At 29.2% G+C, this 18,549-nt stretch carries 16 protein-coding genes; 7 read left to right on the forward strand and 9 right to left on the reverse strand.

Annotated elements, in window-relative coordinates; translation table 11 throughout:
• Positions 1-457 precede the first annotated feature (457 nt).
• Positions 458-1,864: an amino acid permease gene (locus tag Ccar_RS13340; RefSeq protein ID WP_007064934.1), complete on the forward strand. Its 1,407-nt coding sequence runs from the start codon at positions 458-460 to the stop codon at positions 1,862-1,864.
• Positions 1,865-2,428: 564 nt separating this feature from the next.
• Positions 2,429-2,725 (forward strand): hypothetical protein, encoded by a 297-nt coding sequence (locus Ccar_RS13345; protein WP_007060986.1) that lies wholly within the window; start codon positions 2,429-2,431, stop codon positions 2,723-2,725.
• A gap of 226 nt (positions 2,726-2,951) precedes the next feature.
• Here Ccar_RS13345 and Ccar_RS13350 read toward each other — a convergent pair whose 3' ends face one another.
• The gene (locus Ccar_RS13350; RefSeq protein ID WP_007060985.1) at positions 2,952-4,034 is read right to left on the reverse strand and encodes an MFS transporter; all 1,083 of its coding nucleotides are present in this window, start codon (positions 4,032-4,034) and stop codon (positions 2,952-2,954) included.
• Positions 4,035-4,313: 279 nt separating this feature from the next.
• On the opposite strand from Ccar_RS13350, the gene Ccar_RS13355 reads away from it, so the two are divergent.
• Together Ccar_RS13355 and tnpA are read left to right on the forward strand one after the other, a co-directional pair.
• Positions 4,314-5,654: an aminotransferase-like domain-containing protein gene (locus Ccar_RS13355; protein WP_007060984.1), complete on the forward strand. Its 1,341-nt coding sequence runs from the start codon at positions 4,314-4,316 to the stop codon at positions 5,652-5,654.
• 312 nt (positions 5,655-5,966) lie between these two features.
• On the forward strand, positions 5,967-6,164 hold the full coding sequence (gene tnpA, locus Ccar_RS13360; protein WP_050759717.1) for an IS66 family insertion sequence element accessory protein TnpA: 198 nt from the start codon (positions 5,967-5,969) through the stop codon (positions 6,162-6,164).
• Positions 6,165-6,508: 344 nt separating this feature from the next.
• Here tnpA and Ccar_RS13365 read toward each other — a convergent pair whose 3' ends face one another.
• The 4 genes from Ccar_RS13365 to Ccar_RS13380 all read right to left on the reverse strand — a co-directional run bounded on the left by Ccar_RS13365 (position 6,509) and on the right by Ccar_RS13380 (position 11,676).
• Positions 6,509-8,401 carry an Ig-like domain-containing protein gene (locus tag Ccar_RS13365; RefSeq protein WP_007060983.1) on the reverse strand — a complete coding sequence of 631 codons (1,893 nt, stop codon included), beginning with the start codon at positions 8,399-8,401 and terminating at the stop codon, positions 6,509-6,511.
• A gap of 113 nt (positions 8,402-8,514) precedes the next feature.
• Positions 8,515-8,778 (reverse strand): hypothetical protein, encoded by a 264-nt coding sequence (locus Ccar_RS13370; RefSeq protein ID WP_007060982.1) that lies wholly within the window; start codon positions 8,776-8,778, stop codon positions 8,515-8,517.
• Positions 8,779-8,788: 10 nt separating this feature from the next.
• Complete coding sequence (locus tag Ccar_RS13375) at positions 8,789-9,721, reverse strand: hypothetical protein (RefSeq protein WP_007060981.1); 933 nt, start codon at positions 9,719-9,721, stop codon at positions 8,789-8,791.
• Positions 9,722-10,293: 572 nt separating this feature from the next.
• Complete coding sequence (locus Ccar_RS13380; protein WP_007060883.1) at positions 10,294-11,676, reverse strand: CCA tRNA nucleotidyltransferase; 1,383 nt, start codon at positions 11,674-11,676, stop codon at positions 10,294-10,296.
• Between the two features lie 1,050 nt (positions 11,677-12,726).
• Here Ccar_RS13380 and Ccar_RS13385 point away from each other — a divergent pair.
• Both Ccar_RS13385 and Ccar_RS13390 read left to right on the forward strand, forming a co-directional pair.
• Entirely contained in the window at positions 12,727-13,905 is a 1,179-nt protein-coding gene (locus Ccar_RS13385; RefSeq protein ID WP_007064930.1) for a 5-bromo-4-chloroindolyl phosphate hydrolysis family protein, read from the forward strand.
• Between the two features lie 30 nt (positions 13,906-13,935).
• Positions 13,936-15,078, forward strand: coding sequence for a toxic anion resistance protein (locus tag Ccar_RS13390; RefSeq protein WP_007060880.1), 1,143 nt, complete (start codon positions 13,936-13,938; stop codon positions 15,076-15,078).
• A gap of 47 nt (positions 15,079-15,125) precedes the next feature.
• Here the strand turns inward: Ccar_RS13390 and Ccar_RS13395 are convergent, their stop codons facing one another.
• The 3 genes from Ccar_RS13395 to Ccar_RS13405 form a co-directional block, all read right to left on the reverse strand.
• The gene (locus Ccar_RS13395) at positions 15,126-15,737 is read right to left on the reverse strand and encodes a hypothetical protein (RefSeq protein ID WP_007060879.1); all 612 of its coding nucleotides are present in this window, start codon (positions 15,735-15,737) and stop codon (positions 15,126-15,128) included.
• A gap of 168 nt (positions 15,738-15,905) precedes the next feature.
• Positions 15,906-16,283: a DUF488 domain-containing protein gene (locus Ccar_RS13400; RefSeq protein ID WP_007060878.1), complete on the reverse strand. Its 378-nt coding sequence runs from the start codon at positions 16,281-16,283 to the stop codon at positions 15,906-15,908.
• A 25-nt stretch (positions 16,284-16,308) separates the two neighbouring features.
• Positions 16,309-17,010 (reverse strand): FprA family A-type flavoprotein, encoded by a 702-nt coding sequence (locus Ccar_RS13405; protein WP_007060877.1) that lies wholly within the window; start codon positions 17,008-17,010, stop codon positions 16,309-16,311.
• A 128-nt stretch (positions 17,011-17,138) separates the two neighbouring features.
• Between Ccar_RS13405 and Ccar_RS13410 the strand changes: the two genes are divergently transcribed.
• Positions 17,139-17,666, forward strand: a complete 528-nt coding sequence (locus Ccar_RS13410) for a flavodoxin family protein (RefSeq protein ID WP_007060876.1) — start codon at positions 17,139-17,141, stop codon at positions 17,664-17,666.
• 37 nt (positions 17,667-17,703) lie between these two features.
• Here the strand turns inward: Ccar_RS13410 and Ccar_RS13415 are convergent, their stop codons facing one another.
• Positions 17,704-18,387 carry a Crp/Fnr family transcriptional regulator gene (locus Ccar_RS13415; RefSeq protein WP_007060875.1) on the reverse strand — a complete coding sequence of 228 codons (684 nt, stop codon included), beginning with the start codon at positions 18,385-18,387 and terminating at the stop codon, positions 17,704-17,706.
• Positions 18,388-18,549: the final 162 nt, after the last annotated feature.

The following is an 18,549-nucleotide window of genomic DNA, read 5'->3' on the forward strand; positions in this document are numbered from 1 at the left end:
TTATATATTTAATTGAATATTTATTATAGTTTTCTTTCAATTTTATTACTAGTTTGAATTTTATATTTCTTTTTAAAATTTCGTCCTTATACTTATATAATATTTATGCATGCACTGCTAAACTAAATTTGCATTATATAAAAAAGTCCTGTACCAATTGAAATTTCTCATTTTTTAATCTATTATTTTAAAAATCTTTAAAATAATACAGTCAAAAAATACTAATATTATAAAGATATAATGATTATTTTTAATTTATTTTAAAAAATAATAAAATTTTAACTTTCATTTTTCTTAAAAGTTTTATATAATATAAATATTATTCATTGCCGCACTGTATACTATTAAACTGTATACTGCTAAATTGTATGCTGAAATGTGCTCTGAATAATTTAATACTTTTAAATTGTACATTGACAATTCAATATTAAACTAAATTTTTTAAGGGGGCTTTTTTATGAACATTTTCAAAAAGAAATCTTTAGAGCAGTTGATGGATGGGGTTCAAAAAACTGGTCTAAAGAAAAATCTTAAAGCCAAGGATATAGCAGCCCTTGGTGTTGGTGCAGTAGTAGGTGTAGGAATTTTTGTTGCTACAGGTGAGGGAGCTCACATGGCAGGTCCAGGAATTATTATTTCATTTCTTATTGCTGGTATGGTAGCAACTCTTTGTGGACTATGCTATATAGAGCTTGCAACAATGTTTCCTGTATCAGGAAGTACTTATTCTTATGCTTATATTACTTTTGGCGAATTTATTGCAATGATAATAGGCTGGTGTTTAACAGCTGAGTATTTGGTTGCAGCCAGTGCTGTTGCTTCTGGTTGGTCTGGAACTTTTGTTGGTATATTAAAAACATTTAATATTTCATTACCTAATGCTATTGTGGCATCACCAAGCAAAGGTGGATTTGTAGATTTACCCGCAATTTTAATAGTTTTAGCTATAACTTATCTTTTGTACTATGGAATGCAGGAAAGTGCTAGAGTAAATAATATTATTGTTGGTGTTAAGGTATTTATAATTCTTTTATTTATATTTTTAGGTGTAAGACATATACAACCATCTAACTACGTTCCTCTTTTACCATTTGGATGGAAGGGTGTTGCTGCAGGAGCATCTACAATATTCTTTTCTTACATAGGATTTGATGCAATTTCAACTTCAGCAGAAGAAGCTGAAAATCCAGAGAAAGATATTCCACGTGGTCTTATAGCTTGTTTAGCAATAGTTAGTTTTTTATATATAGCAGTTGCTTTTGTACTTACAGGAATGGTTCCATTTAAAGAAATAATAGCTGAAAATGCAGTACCTGGTGCATTAGCAAGAGTTGGTATAACCTGGGGTTCTGCTTTAGTAGGAGTTGGTGCAATACTTGGAATGATTTCAACAATCATGGCAGTGCTTTACGGACAAGTTAGAGTATTTATGGTTATGTCAAGAGACGGCTTAATTCCTAAGATGTTTTCAAAAGTACATTCTAAACATAAAACTCCATATATTTCTACAGCATTAACTGGTATTACAGCAGCAGTAATAGCTGGTTTATTACCACTTGATATTATCGTGCAATTCTTAAGTATTGGAACATTATTAAGCTTTATGTGTGTGTCTATAGCAGTTATGGTACTTAGAAAAACTATGCCTAATTTCGAAAGAAAATTCAAATGTCCAGGAGTACCTTTTACTCCTATAGTAACTGTAATAGCTTGTGGTTACTTATTAGCTAATATGAAAGCAAAAACTTGGATAGGCTTTTGTGTTTGGTTGGCATTAGGATTAATTGTTTACTTCACTTATGGTAAGAATCATAGTGTTGTTCAAAATGCTGATAACGAAAATTCAGAAATGGATGCTGTTTAACATAATAAGCATATTACAACGTAAGTTGCAGTAGAAGTTTGGATTTTAACTTTTACTTCATTATATATGATAATGGTGTCATCACTGCTAAATGTTTTAAGCAGAGAGCCAAAATCTACGATTTTGTGCGAATTACTTACTCCTCTGAGGAAACGAAGAGGAGTTTCTTATTTATTCTTCTCAATCCTCACAAAAGTCTCTTGGTTATATTTCCACTTTTACAAAATTCACTTTCTTTCAGATAATGCCACTCATACAGTTGTTTTATCATATCTGCTATTTGTGTCATAAGATAATTGTTCTTCATGGCCTGTTCGTTCCAACTACATGTATGGGTGCTATCTTCTTGCTAGTTCTCCTGACGTTTAAATCGTTCATTCTCTATCTTCTAACATTTTATTGAATTTATAGAGTTTTTTTAATCTTTACATGTTATTTTTATACTTGTAACCTATTGTGAATATTTACATTTTTCAAACATTATAACAAAAACATAATTTTTTTGTTATAATTATGATAAAAAGGAAACAAAAATATAAAAAAGTAAAATTCAGGAGGACGTAAATGAGTAAATTGACAACTTGTAAAGCATGTGGTAAAGAAATAGATAAGGGAAGTGTATGCTCTAATTGTGGCAAAGATCATAGGATTTTTTTTGCAAGGCATAAGATATTGACAGGGCTAGCAGTATTAATTATAGCAATCATTGGTTTTGTTACAAATGCTTATGTAGCAGGACAGGCAACTGTGGTGGCTATACTTATTATAGCAATCATCGGTCATAGTCTTGATAAGTCAAGACTCAAGAAATTTAGAGGGTCAGATAAACTTGCTTCAACTACTAATTCAAATACTAAATAAAGAGTTAAAAAAGGCACTTGATATATATAAAATAGAGTAACTTTCAGCTGTATGCAGACTGATATATACTGTGAAGTGATTTTTCCTTCACAGCATATATCAGCTGGAATACAGCTGAAAGTTACTTCACTTATGTCGCATAATTATCATTGCATAAACTTAATTAATGAAACTTTAATTTAGATACTATAAAAATAAAAAACATAATTCCAATAGAAAAAGTTATTCAAAGTGTTTTATAAGTTCCGTAAATAAGTATAAAACTGCTAAATTGAGAACCTAATCCTCCACCTCCAAATAGACCTAATCCTATTAATGCTGAAGGCAGACCCTTTGCTTCAGCTGCAACATCAAAAGCCAAAGTAGCTAAAGTTGATTGTATAAATATATATCCAAAACCTAAGGTAATCACAGATATCCATGATGTTTGTAGATAAGGTAAATTTGCTAAAAGTAAAGCTGAAATTAAAGCAAGGCAGCCTCCAAATATGATGGTTTTTTTATATCCAAATCTTTTACTTACATTTCCCACCTTAGAACCTGCGGCTAGACAAGCAAATCCATAAAACATTACAACTGCTCCAACTTGTAAATAATTTAAACCTACACTATCATGTAAATATGCTCCTAAGTAACTATATAACCCAAGCAGCAAAAATCCGGCTGCCAAAGCTAATGGAAATATGACTCTTCCCTTTTCAGAAAATACTACCTTTTTTAATTCACAAAAAAAGTTATTACCTCCGGTTACTATACCATTCTCAGGAATTTTTCTTAATGCAAATACTACACAGATTGATATTACTGCAAAAAAAGCAAATGCTATTCTCCATGTAATATAATTAGCAAATATTCCTCCTAGACCAACGCTTAGCCCTTGTCCTAAAAAAACAATTCCCATAAACTTGCCCACATAAAATTGACGCTTTTCTAAAGGCACACTATCACCAATCAAAGCTAAAGATACAGCAATAATTCCAGCTGCAAAACAACCTGTAATTATTCTGAAAATGCATAATATCCATAAAGAAGTTGCAAATGCACATCCAAAAGTCCCTAGTGCAAGACCACACACAATCCATCGTAATACTTTAGTTTTTCCCCAATTATCACTAAAAAATCCATATACGGGCTGCATTATTCCATAAGGTATCATATATGCTGTAATTATAATTCCAGTTTTTGCAATTGAAGCACCAAATCCAGCTGATATTGCCGGAAGCATTGGAGAAATAAGCCAGTTATCTGCAGCTGAAACAAAACCTGCCATACCTAAAATCAAAACTAATATATCATTTTTATTCTTCATGATTATATTTATCCTTTCTAAATACTTAACTATAAAATTTATCACATCGTTAACATTGCTAATGCCCCTACCTTCCTCAGGTAGGGGATAATCACTGCTAAGCGCCTGGATAAGTTCTTCTAAGAATCACTTGATATTTATCTTAGTCAATATTTGTAGTATATTTAAAGTGTAAAATATATATATGTTTGAATCAATGATAGATTTTGTAATGTGGGCTAGTACAGATAGAACAAAATAAATTAATACTTTGAACAAGCTTTAACAGGGGGAATAATTTTGACAAAATATGAAGCTATTATTAATTATATAAAAAGTGAAATATCAAAAGGTACTATAAAGCCAGGTAAAAAACTGCCCTCCATAAGGAAAATTTGCGTACAATTTCAATGTAGTAAGGTAACTGTAGTTAAGGCATATGATTTACTTGAAAAAGAACATATGGTATATTGTATGCCTAAAAGCGGACATTATCTTATCAAAAACCATTTAACTTCAAGCAATGATATTATTACTAAAAAAATAGATTTTTCTACAGCTGCACCTGATAGTTCAATTTTACCCTACGAAGAATTTCAGCATTGTATAAATTGCGCAATGAATTTATACAAGGAAAATCTTTTCTCCAACAATAATACTCAAGGATTTGAAAATTTAATTCTTGCTATAGTAAAGCAGCTTCAAAACTATCAAGTTTTTGCTAAAAAGCAATGTGTTTTTATAACTACAGGTTCACAACAAGCTATTAACATATTGACTAAAATGGACTTTCCAAATAATCAAAAAAATGTACTTGTGGAGCAGCCTACCTACCATGGCATCATACAATCTATAGTTCTTAATAATATAACTGCTTTTGGTATAAAAAGAGATTTTAATGGAATAAACCTTGATGAATTAGAAAAAAATTTTAAGTATAATAATATAAAATTTTTTTATATTATTCCAAGATTTCATAATCCAACTGGTTTCTCCTATTCCAACGAAGAAAAAAAGCAAATACTTAATCTTTGCGAAAAATATAATGTTTATATAATTGAAGATGATTATCTTGCTGATTTAGAAATCAATAAAAAATCAGATCCAATGTATGCTTTAGATTCATCTTCAAGAGTAATATATTTAAAAAGTTATTCTAAAATATTACTTCCTGGATTAAGAGTTTCCGCTGTTGTACTTCCAGAATTACTATTGGACACTTTCAAAAAATATAAGATCTGGGATGACTTAAATACACCTATTCTATCTCAAGGAGCTTTGGAAATTTACATCAGAAGCGGTTTGTTTGATTCTCATAAGGAAAAACTTAAAAGTGTATATTCCAAAAGAATGAAATATCTTAAAGAGTTGACAAAGAATCTAAGTAATTCTAATGTAAAATGGTATATTCCAGATTCAGGTTTTTTCGCAAATTTTGAAATTACTAATGATATGAATATCAAATATCTAATCAAAAATTTATATTCAAAAAATGTATTACTTAGAGATACAGAAGATTCATTCTTAAAAAATTGCAGTAATAATAAATTAGCTAGATTGAGCATAAGTAATGTAACTGATGCTGAAATAAAAAAAGGGATTTCTATGATTTTAGATGAAATAAATGCTAACATAATATAAAAATATTGCGACTTAATGGTACAGTGGAAGTTTGAATTTTAGTAAGCCAAATTATATTTATAATCATAACTTACAACGTCTAAATTAAGTCAGAGCCTGATGTTAGGTTAATATATTTAGTTTAAAAATCAACTGATTTCTATTCTGTTGAAATGTCTTAAAAGAGACTTATTATTTATGTAATTGAAAAATATAAGCACACGGTAAAACACACGTACCTCGTATTTAATTAGTATTTTTGAGATAATTAATTCAAGCTTTAAAAAACTACAAGCTTTTCAAAGTAGATAAATTAGTTTTTTGGAAGTACTAATGGATAAAGTTACACATGAAATGCGTTTAATGCAGTGGACAAATATTGTCCGTGAATGCCTCAGTAGTGGCATGGGTGTTAGGACTTGGTGTCTTGAAAACAATGTTAATGAAAAGCAATTCTACTACTGGCAACGTCGCATCAGGAAAGAAGTATTCAGCACTCTGAAAAAAACTGAATTTCAGAAGCAGAACTAACTAAATTTGATAAAGAAGATATCATTTCTCTTTTTATGACCATGCAACAACTTACAGAAAATCTTTCCCTGACTTGTGCTGAACAGAAGGTTCAGTTAGAATTTCATTGATGATCTTCTTCCATGGTCTGAAAAAATTTCAGGTGAGTGCAAAAAACAAAATCAATAGATTTTTATGCCGCCATAAATGGCGGCTTTGTTTATCTTAGTACACATGGTTTACCGTTTACCTTTTAGCATAAACGTATATGATTTTAATTTATTACCCCAACTTTTATTAAATATTTATAAAATGAAAGAGATCTAGTAAAAAATGTACTAAATCTCTTATTAATTAATAATATTTTATTTTCCTAACATTTGATTGTATTTATTTAAAATATTAGTTATATTATCCTTTTCTGCTTGACTTATAATAAAATCTTTACTATCGTTATCTCCTTGTAATCGAATAATTGTTTTTGTAGAAGATGCTATTTTTTGTATTAAATCTAGATTAATATTTGTATCATAAACTGCAACATTTAATCCACCACTATAATAATTATATTTAATATCACTAGTATTAGGTGTAATTTTATATATTTGTCCATCTATATTAATAACATACTGTTTTATATAAATATAATCATCTCCATGATATTTAAATACTTGTCTTAGCCATATTTCTTTAGATGAATTTTCACCAATATATATATATATGTTTCCTAATACATATGTCTCTGGCATATACCATGTTATATTTTCTACATCATCATGTTGTATTTTTATTTTGCTTTCATCAACATTAGTCTTAGGTTCAATGGTTAATACTAATTTAAGTTTATTCCAAGAATAATCTTTAAATCCATTCAAAGAACCATAATATACATATTTACCTGATTTACTTGTATCTATTTTATCCCATATAACATCTATATCTTTAATAGTATCATCATTTAATGTGACTTTTATAGGAGAAGGTGGAGTATAATTATCTTCTTGATTTATTGTTGTATATATAAATTGCATATCGTCATGTATATATTTTATTCCAACATACGTATCATTACTAGGATTCCATACTATTGTTCCATCTTTTTTTTGTATTCTAATTATTTTTCTTATATCATTTTCTGTATATAAAGTATCATTTGGATATCCATAATCAATGACATAATTAAAAGTATTTAAATTTTTATTATAAGTTAATTTTCTACCTTCAAAATATCCTTGTAAATAAATATCATATTGTGTTGAATCTATATTATCAGCTAATTTAATACTCACATTTTGTTGTAATTTATCATTCATTTTTGAATCTAAATTCACAGTATACTTAAATATATCATCATTAGTTTTATTTACAACTAAAGTTAATGTTACCTTATTACTATATCCATTAACAGTCCCATTAAACGTGAAAGTGCCTACTTGATTTGTATCTGCAGTCTTGTTCCATGTTATATTTACACTTTGAATACTTCCATCACTCATAGTAGCTTGTACCGTACTTGGTAAAGTATAACTATCACCTTGCTTTACTGTAGAAATTATATCTTTTATATTACTTATCGTTGTATTAGCTCCAGATATTTTACTAACAACAAAATCTGTTGATGCTAAATCAGATACAATTATTTTCCCATCAAGTGTTACACCAAACAATCCTGTTGTAGCATTATAAATTGCTATCTTTCCTTTTACTGTCACTGTATAATCTTGTGGATCACTAACATTAGATAATCTAAATGTTACTACCGTTGACATATAGTCTAATGGATTACTGCATTTAATTGAATTCATATCTACTGATGGTGTTGTACCTGTTATTTGACCATCGATTAAAATCTGTCCATTATTACTTGTAATTTTGCTTACTGATAATTTTATTGGGCGAGTAGTTTTATCTTCCATAAATTTTTGAAAAGTACCTTCATCTTTTATTGTTCCATCAAGGACTGCTGTTGTTATAATATCAAGACTTACATAATCTTTATTTACATCATCATAATATGCTTTAACAGAAGCTTTTCTTGATAAGAAATCATTATATAATTTTGCATCCATACTAGTTGAATCTAATGCTGCTACCGATGCAGAATATTTTAATGCTTGATATTGATATTCATACACTTTTCCATCTTTATCAACTATATCTATAGCCGATGCTTTTGCTGATACTGACATATTTACAGTAGAAGATATTAATCCTGCCATAAATAGCATACTTAATGTTTTTAATATTTTGTTTTTCATTAAATTTATCCTCCTTAATATATGGGAATTTTGTAATTAAAGTCCATATATGCCTATATTATCATTTCAGTACATATTAAATCAAGTATGTTTATGTCACATGGTTTTATAATTTACTTTTTCCAAAGTATATATTTATCACTATAATTGCCATTTCTAATTAATATATCTACTAAATCACCATTCTTATAATATACTTCTTTCTTTTCTTGAACTCTACTTTCTTTATCATTTATATTAACTTGATAAGTTCCATCGTTATTTCTTTTAATTATTCTACCCTCTATACAACGATTAAAGGAAAGACTTTTAAATCTTTCCTTAATTATTTTATCAACTGTTTTATAAACTTTTTCTAATATCTCATTTGCTTTCATTTAACATCACCTATTTTCTTAAATATTGAATAGCCTGAGTTTCCATTTGATTAAATGCTTTTTCGATCTCATTACAATCTTTAACATTTGGGAAACTAGCCTGAATAGTTACTTGCTGCTGTACTGGTTTAGCTTCATTATTATTTTTTGCTACTATATCACTAGGTATTTGTACATTAATTTCAGAAATTGAAGTTTTAAATTCAAAATCCTTTAAATTAAATTTATCCAATAAATTTTTATTTAATTTATCAGCATATTTTACAGTAGCCAATACATTTTCAGTATCATCTTCTTTTAATACTAATTCTTTTTGATGTAGCCATGCTAATTTTCCTTCTTTAGTTCCCCAATCTCCGGTATATCCTCCAGTATCTAATTTAACACCATATTTATCATCTAAAGTTTCTGCTTGATTATGATAATTTGATAAATTTTGTGAATTACCATTCAAAACATCATCCAAAGCTTTTTCTCTTAAATCTTGAGTTGCTTTCATATACTCATCTACTTTAGATTGAGAATTTGTAACTGTTCCACCATAAATAGATGGTGTCGTAATTGTTGTATCTTTATTTTCATTTTTATTTATATCATTTAAAGCTTTTATAGTTTCATTAACTAATGTTTGTATACAATCATGCATTTCTACAACTTTTCCATCTGTTGTTGCTATAAAACCAGTCAAATCTTTTTGAGTATTACTTAATGCAATTTCTAATGCTTGTTGAACTAAAACATCATTATTACCACATTGTATTTTTATTTGCTTTAAATAATCTTCTGTCAAATAGTTCATATCTTTATACTTGTCATTTAAAATATCTTGCTGATCTTTAATTAGTTTGTCATAAGCATTTTTCTGAATATTTATTAAATCATTTTCATATTCTTTTTCTTTACTTATTTTTTGTTCTTTTTCCCACTTGTCATTATCTTTCACCTTATCATTAATTTGCTTATTTAAATCATCAATCTTTGTTTACCGTTTACAAATATAATGCTAAAATATACAAGTATTTTAAATATATTTAATAATCAACTAACTTACTATTTTTTCAGGCTGCGCCATAACATATTTTTAAAAGTATCCAAAAATATGCATAAACTAAGTAATAAGTATTATGAAAGCTACGCTTTTTATTGAGAGTCATATAATAGTGTATTATAAGCAATTTTTCATATTAGAATTACAATAATTGCTACACAACTTTTTAGGTGGAGGTAGCTTTGAATATATGGTGGATAAAAGCTTTTGAGAGAATTTAGGAGGTGTTAAGCAGTGAACCAAAATCTATGATTTTATGTGAATCGCTTACTCCTCTGACATAAGGAAGTGAAGTTTCCTTAACTAAAAAATCTCTACTCGCTCAAAAGTCCCAAGGATGGGACTTTTAAGCGAGTAGAGATTTTTTAAATTTTAGGCATTAGAGCTCCTTAATGAACGGTTGGCTTTTATACACCATATATTCAATGCGGACTTCACCTAAAAAGTTGTGTCACAATATGCTTTTTTTACAACTTTTTTCCTGTTTCATCTTTATTTATATATTCATCATAAACTAAATTCAAAAGTTTTTCTTTATTATTAAGCTCAGTATTTTGTAAAACTCTATCCAAAAGGGCTTCAAGTATTTCTCCTATTTGCTTTCCCTGTTTTATGCCTAAATTTATTAAGTCACTTCCATTAATATTTAAATCCTTCATATTTAATGGTTGCTTTTCCTTAATTATAGTTTCACATTTATCTTTAAGTGATAAAATTTTGCTATAATCACGATACTCTTCTGCTAAACCTTTAATATCTGCTATTTGAAGTTCAAATAAACTCTCTAAATTTTCAATTTTTACCCTATTCATAAACTTCTTAATACTATAAGGTTTTATCTTATCAAACTTGCTCATATGCTCATAAATCAATAAATAAACTGTATCTATAGTTTTATTATCAAACTTTAGTCTTACTAATATTTTTCTTGCAATTTCAGCGCTTACTTTATTATGTCCATAAAAATGTCCTATATTTTTATCATCCATTGTAAAGCACTTTGGTTTTCCTATATCATGAAGCAGCGCTGCTAATCTAATATTAATGTTATTAGGAGCATTATCTAGTACTGATAACGTATGATAAAAAATATCTTTATCATGGTGTACATTATGCTGATTAAATCCAGTACAAGGAACTATCTCCGGTAAAATATATTCCAAAAGATTAGTTTCCTTTAAAGCTAAAACTCCATTACTTGGTTTATGTGATATTAAAATTTTGCAAAATTCTTCCCTTATACGTTCTACACTTATATTTCTTATTAGATTACAATTCTTTTTAATAGCACTAAATGTGCCTTCAAAATCCAATTTAAATTCAAGTTCAGAAGAAAATCTCACTGCTCTGAGCATTCTTAATGCATCTTCATTAAATCTTTCATCAGCATTTCCAACACATCTAATAATCTTGCTTTTTAAATCAGAAATTCCATTAAAGTAATCAATTAAGCCTTTATCTTCATTATAGGCCATTGAATTAATTGTAAAATCTCTGCGTGATAAATCCTCTTTTAATGAAGTTGTAAAAGTCACATTATCAGGATGCCTATTGTCCAAATATTCTCCATCTACTCTATAAGTTGTAACTTCATAAGGATTGCCATTCATGAGAATAGTTACTGTTCCATGTTTTATTCCTGTTTCTATAACTCTAAATCCTTCAGTCTTAAATATCTCTAAAGTCTGCTCTGGTAGTGCATTTGTAGTTAAATCCCAATCCTTAGGTTCCCTATTTATTAAACTATCCCTTACACATCCACCTACAACATAACTCTCATATCCTTTATTTTTTAAAATTTTCATTATATGTTTTGTATCCTGTGGTATAAAAATCTTGTGATCATCCATTGTTTATTGTACTCCTACGTTAAATTCTCATTGTTATTAACTCAACTTTGGCACATACACAATTGTCCTCTAGAAAAAGTTGAGCTATTAATTACTAAATTATATCATACCAATCTAAATAAAATATTTTTCATTATATATTCTACACTACTCTTCAGTTTAAATTCCATAAACAATTACTTTAATTTACTAAAACCTACTTAAATTAATTATAACAATGCAATTAAATGCATACACTTAAAGTTACTAGTTTGGATTTTATATCGCATGATTTTTTACAAAATTTACATTTTTATTATCGTATTTTTTTAAAATAATTGCACATATTAATAGCATAAGGGACATAACAGTTGAACGCAGACTTCTATAGGCTCCTTTAAGTGGGGTATATACAGGTCGACCAACGACTATATAATGGTCATTAAAAGTGGCTGTTATATAGTCAGAGGGCAGATCTTATAGGGTGGAGAAAAGTTTTATTATAGTCGACATCGATTAATTGATTATAATGGGATTCCAATTTATTCTATAAGGTCGAGTTAAGACTACTCAGGGTGCCGACGGATTGACTAAAACACAATTCATTATGGCCTTACCCATAATTTTGTAAGTTTTACTTTATTCCTGTTGATTCTATACAGCCGAAAGGTTGTATAGGGTTGAGTAGGTATCTTGTTTGGTTGAACGAACCATGATTATAGGTTGTGATTTGCTTTATTATGGTGGCAACATCATAATAAGGTGATAAGCTATCTATAATTGTGCAAGGTAGATTGTTATATTCTTTATATGTAATTCTGGAATTTTGCAATGAGTTCCAGTTAAAAATAGAAGAGGTCATCTTAATGGTAAATATACTATTAAAATGACCTTTTTTATATTTGTCCTATATAAGGCATCTTGAAAAAATAATTACTCTCATTCGCTTATCCAAAAACTTACATGGAGAAGTTGTTACAAATTGTAATTTATATAAGAATGATATATAATATATGCGAAATATTATTTTAATTAATTAAGTTATACGAAAATAATTTGGAGGCTGCCAAAATGAGAAGAAGGGATTTTTCTGATTTTGAAGATCAAATCAGAGATACGTTAAAAAATACATTCGATGCTATAGACTTTGCTGGATTAAAAGATGATATTGACGATAGAACTGAAAATTCTTTAAATGAAGTTAAAGCAAAGTTAAAAGATAAATCACACTATTTTAATGAAAAAATAAAAAGGAAAAGACATCATAGACATAAATATATGGCTTCCAAGGACACAAATAATATACAAATGTATATTGCTAAAAGACCAGTTGGGAGCGTATCAGGAATACTTTATACAGTTTTCGGCTTTATTGGCACTGGAGCTCTATTTGCCATGCTGATTGCATACTCTGTATTTATTTCTTTTCTAAGTATAATTTCAACAGTTAACTTTATTACTTTGGGACTTTTATTTTCTTTTTTTATTGCAAGTATAGTTTTAGCCTTAAGAGGTCTAAGTTTAAGAAAAAGGATAAAGCGTTTTAAAGGCTATGTAAGTACCCTCAATGGCCTTGATTATTGTTCAATAGAAAAATTAGCATCTGATGCTAGGAGAAATAATAAATTTGTTGTTAAAGATTTAAGAAAAATGATTGATTTAAATATGTTTCCACAAGCACATATTGACGATAAACAGACATATTTCATGTTAAATGATGAAGTTTATGATAATTATTTAGAGTCACAAGAATCTCTTAAGCGCCGCAATGAAGCTGAATTAAAAAGACAAGAAGAATTAAACGATCCAGAAAAAAAAGAATTAAGAGATGTAATTGAATTAGGAAAAAACTATATTGAACAAATAAGAAGTGCAAACACAGCTATTAATAAAGAAGAAATCTCAATAAAATTATATAGACTTCAAAATGTTGTAAGTCAAATATTTCATCATTTAGAAAATAATCCTCAAAAGCTTCCCGAAGTTAATAAATTTACCAATCACTATCTTCCAATTACATTAAAGCTAGTTAATTCCTATAAGGAGCTAAATGAACAGCCAGTTCAAGGCGATAACATAAAAACTGCCAAAAATGAAATTGAAAGAAGTATAGATGTCATAAATACTGCCTTCGAAAAACTGTTAGATGATCTATTTGGTGAAGTAGCTTTAGATATTTCCACAGATATTTCTGTACTTGAAACACTATTTACACAAGAAGGACTGACTAAAGAGGATTTTAAAAAGTAACGGCTAAAAAACAAAGGGGGTAAATTAAAATTGGATAATGAATTTAAGGAAAATGTTGATATGACACCAAGCTTAAGCTTTGAACCTTTTCAAGATGAGCTTCCCATTACTAAAATAAAAGAGGAAAAGAATCAACCAGATGTTCTTGATGATAGCTATTTAACAGAAGAAGAAAAAAAGCTGGTAGATGAATTTGTCGATAAAATTGATATAACTAATACAAATTCAATTCTTCAATATGGAGTAGGTGCTCAAAAAAAGATTGCAGATTTCTCTGAAACTGCCTTAAATAACGTAAAAACTAAGGACCTAGGCGAAATAGGTGATATGCTTTCTAATGTGGTAGTTGAACTAAAGAATTTCGATACTTCAGAAGAGAAAAAAGGATTTTTTAGCTTTTTCAAAAAAGCTTCGGAAAAGATTGATCACATGAAAGCAAAATATGACAAAGTTGAGGGAAATATAAATAAAATTTGCAATACCCTTGAAAAGCATCAAATACAACTTTTAAAAGATATTGCTATGCTTGACAAAATGTATGAAATAAATAAGGTATACTTTAAGGAACTTTGTATGTATATCTTAGCTGGAAGAAAGAAGCTTTCAAAACTAGAAAAAGAAGAACTTCCTATTCTAGCAGAAAGAGCAAGAATTAGTGGACTTCCTGAAGATGCACAAGCAACAAATGATTTTGTAGCTCTTTGTAACCGCTTTGAGAAAAAAATTCATGATTTGGAGCTGACTAGAATGATTTCTCTTCAAATGGCTCCTCAAATTCGTTTAGTTCAAAATAATGATTCCTTAATGTCTGAAAAAATACAATCTACTATTGTGAATACAATTCCACTTTGGAAGAGTCAGATAGTATTAGCTCTTGGAGTTGCTCATTCTAGTAATGCAGCTAAAGTTCAAAATGAAGTAACTAATATGACAAATGAACTTCTACGCAAGAATGCAGAAACACTTAAAATGTCAACTATAGAAGTGGCCAAAGAATCTGAACGTGGAATTGTTGATATCGATACTCTTCGTCAAACAAATGAATCATTAATTTCTACTCTTGATGAAGTGCTTCGTATACAAACAGAAGGACGTCAAAAGCGCAAAGAAGCTGAAGTAGAATTACAAAACATTGAAGAACAATTAAAAAATAGACTTTTAAAGCTTAGATAGATAATGTTATAAAAGGCACAAGTACTAGTTGCTTGTGCCTTCTACGTCTATGCCTCTTTTCTAAGCTCAAACGTCTGCTCATCAATTTGATCATATACAATTTCGCTGTTTTCCATAATTCCTACAATTAAGCTTTCTCTAATCGCATAATAATAATCAACATTTCCATGAATCATATCCCAATAAGACTTGTGGATATCTACTGTTTGATTCCAGATAATGCTGTTCTCATCTTCATTTGTAACCTCATTAACTCTATCGCACGGCATTCCATTCAGCAATAAATTGTCTAAGTAACCATATGCCTCTTTTATAGAAATTCCTTTTCCTACAGAATGTTCTCTTCCAAATTTATATACGGCACAATTGATGTCCTTAATTCTTTCTGGATGCCCCTCCGTAACAATTGTAATAAGAAATGCAAGCCGGTTTTCTACAACTGTAATTTTTTCCTGTAACCATCCATGAATATTATTTTCATCAATAATATCTGCAAGTTCTCCTTCTTCTAATGTTCCACATCTATGATCGAGCTGTGAAAGCAGCTCATTGTCATATCCTTTTTGTGACACAAAATTCCTTATTCTTTTTATTAGTTCATCCTGGAATTTTATTTTTTTATATAGCCAGGTATGAATAGGTCCTAAAAATGCGCTCATATATTCCTCCTACTGGTTAAATCCTTATTTATTTATTCAACATTTTCAGCATATTCTCGATTATCAGGCCTGATCAAAATCACGATTCTTAAGATTTTCAAGAACCGCATCATCTACATATAGTAAAACCTGCTGTCTGTTCATACTGAAAACAGAATATTTCTGTTGTTATAACAACATATTATTAATATTTCTTAAAACCCATCTTTTTAAAACAGCTGCATTATTTTCATTGAGAGATTTAGCTGCAAACACGAATGTTATATTATCTGACAGTAATAACTCTTCACATTCATTTTTAAACAAATATGATTCTCTGTTCACTCTCAGTTCTTCTTCATACTTCTCTACAAACTCTGGAAATCTTTCACTATTGTGTCCAAACCAGAGTCTTAGTTCTGTTGATGGTGCTAGTTCCTTTTTCCAGCTGTATATTTTTGCTTTTTCTTTTGTTAATCCTCTCGGCCAGATACGGTCTACTAATATACGATATCCATCAGATAAAACTGTTTGTTCATAGATTCTTTTTATCTTTATTTCATTCATATAAAATCCTCAATAGGTTCTTTCTCTATACTGTCAGAGCTTTATGATAAAAATTCAAAGCAGGTTGTAACATCTTTTCTATCAAAATTCCATGACCAGGTGCTATCATGCGAATTGAATAATTTAAAATACAAATAGCATTTTTCTTCTGTTCACTAGTTGCTTCTGAAAACACTCTTGTATAATAAGCATCAAGTGCCTTTATAAAAACGTCCTCAGTGTATCCACTATCAAGTGGAAGTTCACTTGCCAGTAGTTGTCCAAATAAATCATTAGAAAACAAAATTTCTTCTTTTTCAAAATAAGTAACCATGTTATCATTCCAATGTAATCCAGGTGTTTTAATAAACCGAAAAACATGATCCCCCATCACAGCTTTTTCTCCTGAAGCCACAATATGGCACTCCATTTCTGCTAACTGTTCTGAAATTCTTTCCTGACACTCATTCGTACAATAGATCACCATTTCTGGATACTCTCTTTTAATAGCCAAAAGAGCTCCGCTGTGATCTTCCTCTGAATGATTCAGAATCAAAAAATCTAGTCTTTCATTTTTTAACAATTTTTTTACTTCTTGACACAGCAATTCTGCAGAACGTAATGGTAATGTGTCAACTAACACATTCACCTTCCCCTTAATCAAATACGCCATAAATGAAAACTGTTTATCTGGCTTAATAATAGTCTTTCCTATTGCAAATATATTTTCTGTTATTTGATAAACCATCACAATCCCCCTCCCTTTTCTTTATCATATAATAAAAAAATCACTTGTCATGTTGCGTATGCAACGTTATAGGTAGTTTTTTTTTATAAAATAAATATGAACATTGATTAAAAAAGGAGACATTAATTATGAAAGATATTGCTATATTTGTATCTTCTCTAAGTGGAAATACTCAGAAAATTGCTGATGCTATAAAAAGAGATTTAGAACAGAAAGATTATTCCGTGGTCATGCAGGATTCTTGTATGATAATGCAAACTCTTACTAATGCACAATTTTACATTCTTTGCTTTTGGTGCAGAAGAGCCTCTTTAGATGACGACAGTAAAAAACTATTAGCTCAATACAAAAATATACCTTTCCTTGCTATTGGTACATGTGGTCATTATCCAGATTCTGATTATGGTTATAAAATAAAAAAAAATATTACCGAATATATCAATGATGGAAACTTGTGTATAGATGTTTTTCTAAGCCAGGGAGCTGTATTCCCATCTAGCACAGAATATCGAAGAAAACTTCCTGTTGATCACCCGCATCATCTGGATGATGATGGATATGCAAGACATATAGAGTCCCAAAATCATCCAAATGAAACTGACATTAAAAATGCTATTAATTTTTTAAACTCATACTTACAAGATTCCAATGATTAAACTTATTACACATAAAAGTAAAGATACTGCCATATTTTTATTCCAAACTTTTTAAAATATGAAACGAATTCTTATCATATTCAATCAATCCTTCATTACGCATCGTGTTTAACTCTCTTGTCAATGCGCTTCGATTTGCACAAAGGTATTCTGCTAATTGTACACGACCTAAAGTAATATCAAAATAAGGATTATTCTGTTTCCCTGCCTCTTGTAACAAGTAGGTTGAGATTTTTTCGCGCAGCGTCTTCTTTGATAATATATCTACCTTATCCATTAACATTACATTTTTTTTTGCAATTAGCGTTACCATATTTTCGATTAATCTATGATGAAATTTGCATGCCATAGAGCAGGAATTCATAATTTGACTAAATGACAAATACAAAATTTTTGAGTCAATAGAAGTCCAAAATGATACTGTTGCATTTTTAACGGCTCCACAAGAAAAACTCTCGCCGAATAGTTCTCCTTTTCCCATAGATACCAATAACGTTCTATTGCCCCATAAATCTTCTCGAATCATATGAACTTTTCCTGATAATATAATTCCTACAAAATCTACATTATCTTCACATAGAATAACACATTGATCCTTTTTATATTCTTTTATATATGCTCTAAGACAATTCAGCATTGACTCCATTTCTTTATCATCTATGCCATGGAACAAATACATGGACTGTAAATCTTCAATATATTCTTTGCACAAATTTTGCATAATTAAGAACCTCCGAAATTTATTCTACTCAAAAGCGTTTATCCGATCGCTACCATTGCTAATACCCCAGTTTCTTTATATGAAACTCCTTCTCCTATTGTCGAAGGAGTAAGTGATTCGCACAAAATCATAGATTTTGGCTCTCTACTTAACTGGGGGATA

The organism is Clostridium carboxidivorans P7, from assembly GCF_001038625.1.
In the GTDB taxonomy this organism is placed as follows: domain Bacteria; phylum Bacillota; class Clostridia; order Clostridiales; family Clostridiaceae; genus Clostridium_AM; species Clostridium_AM carboxidivorans.

Coding starts and splice junctions, on each gene's coding strand:
- Ccar_RS13340 (WP_007064934.1), top strand. CDS start 458: ATGAACATTTTCAAAAAGAAATCTTTAGAGCAGTTGATGGATGGGGTT.
- Ccar_RS13345 (WP_007060986.1), top strand. CDS start 2,429: ATGAGTAAATTGACAACTTGTAAAGCATGTGGTAAAGAAATAGATAAG.
- Ccar_RS13350 (WP_007060985.1), bottom strand. CDS start 4,034: ATGAAGAATAAAAATGATATATTAGTTTTGATTTTAGGTATGGCAGGT.
- tnpA (WP_050759717.1), top strand. CDS start 5,967: ATGGATAAAGTTACACATGAAATGCGTTTAATGCAGTGGACAAATATT.
- Ccar_RS13365 (WP_007060983.1), bottom strand. CDS start 8,401: ATGAAAAACAAAATATTAAAAACATTAAGTATGCTATTTATGGCAGGA.
- Ccar_RS13370 (WP_007060982.1), bottom strand. CDS start 8,778: ATGAAAGCAAATGAGATATTAGAAAAAGTTTATAAAACAGTTGATAAA.
- Ccar_RS13380 (WP_007060883.1), bottom strand. CDS start 11,676: ATGGATGATCACAAGATTTTTATACCACAGGATACAAAACATATAATG.
- Ccar_RS13385 (WP_007064930.1), top strand. CDS start 12,727: ATGAGAAGAAGGGATTTTTCTGATTTTGAAGATCAAATCAGAGATACG.
- Ccar_RS13395 (WP_007060879.1), bottom strand. CDS start 15,737: ATGAGCGCATTTTTAGGACCTATTCATACCTGGCTATATAAAAAAATA.
- Ccar_RS13400 (WP_007060878.1), bottom strand. CDS start 16,283: ATGAATGAAATAAAGATAAAAAGAATCTATGAACAAACAGTTTTATCT.
- Ccar_RS13405 (WP_007060877.1), bottom strand. CDS start 17,010: ATGGTTTATCAAATAACAGAAAATATATTTGCAATAGGAAAGACTATT.
- Ccar_RS13410 (WP_007060876.1), top strand. CDS start 17,139: ATGAAAGATATTGCTATATTTGTATCTTCTCTAAGTGGAAATACTCAG.
- Ccar_RS13415 (WP_007060875.1), bottom strand. CDS start 18,387: ATGCAAAATTTGTGCAAAGAATATATTGAAGATTTACAGTCCATGTAT.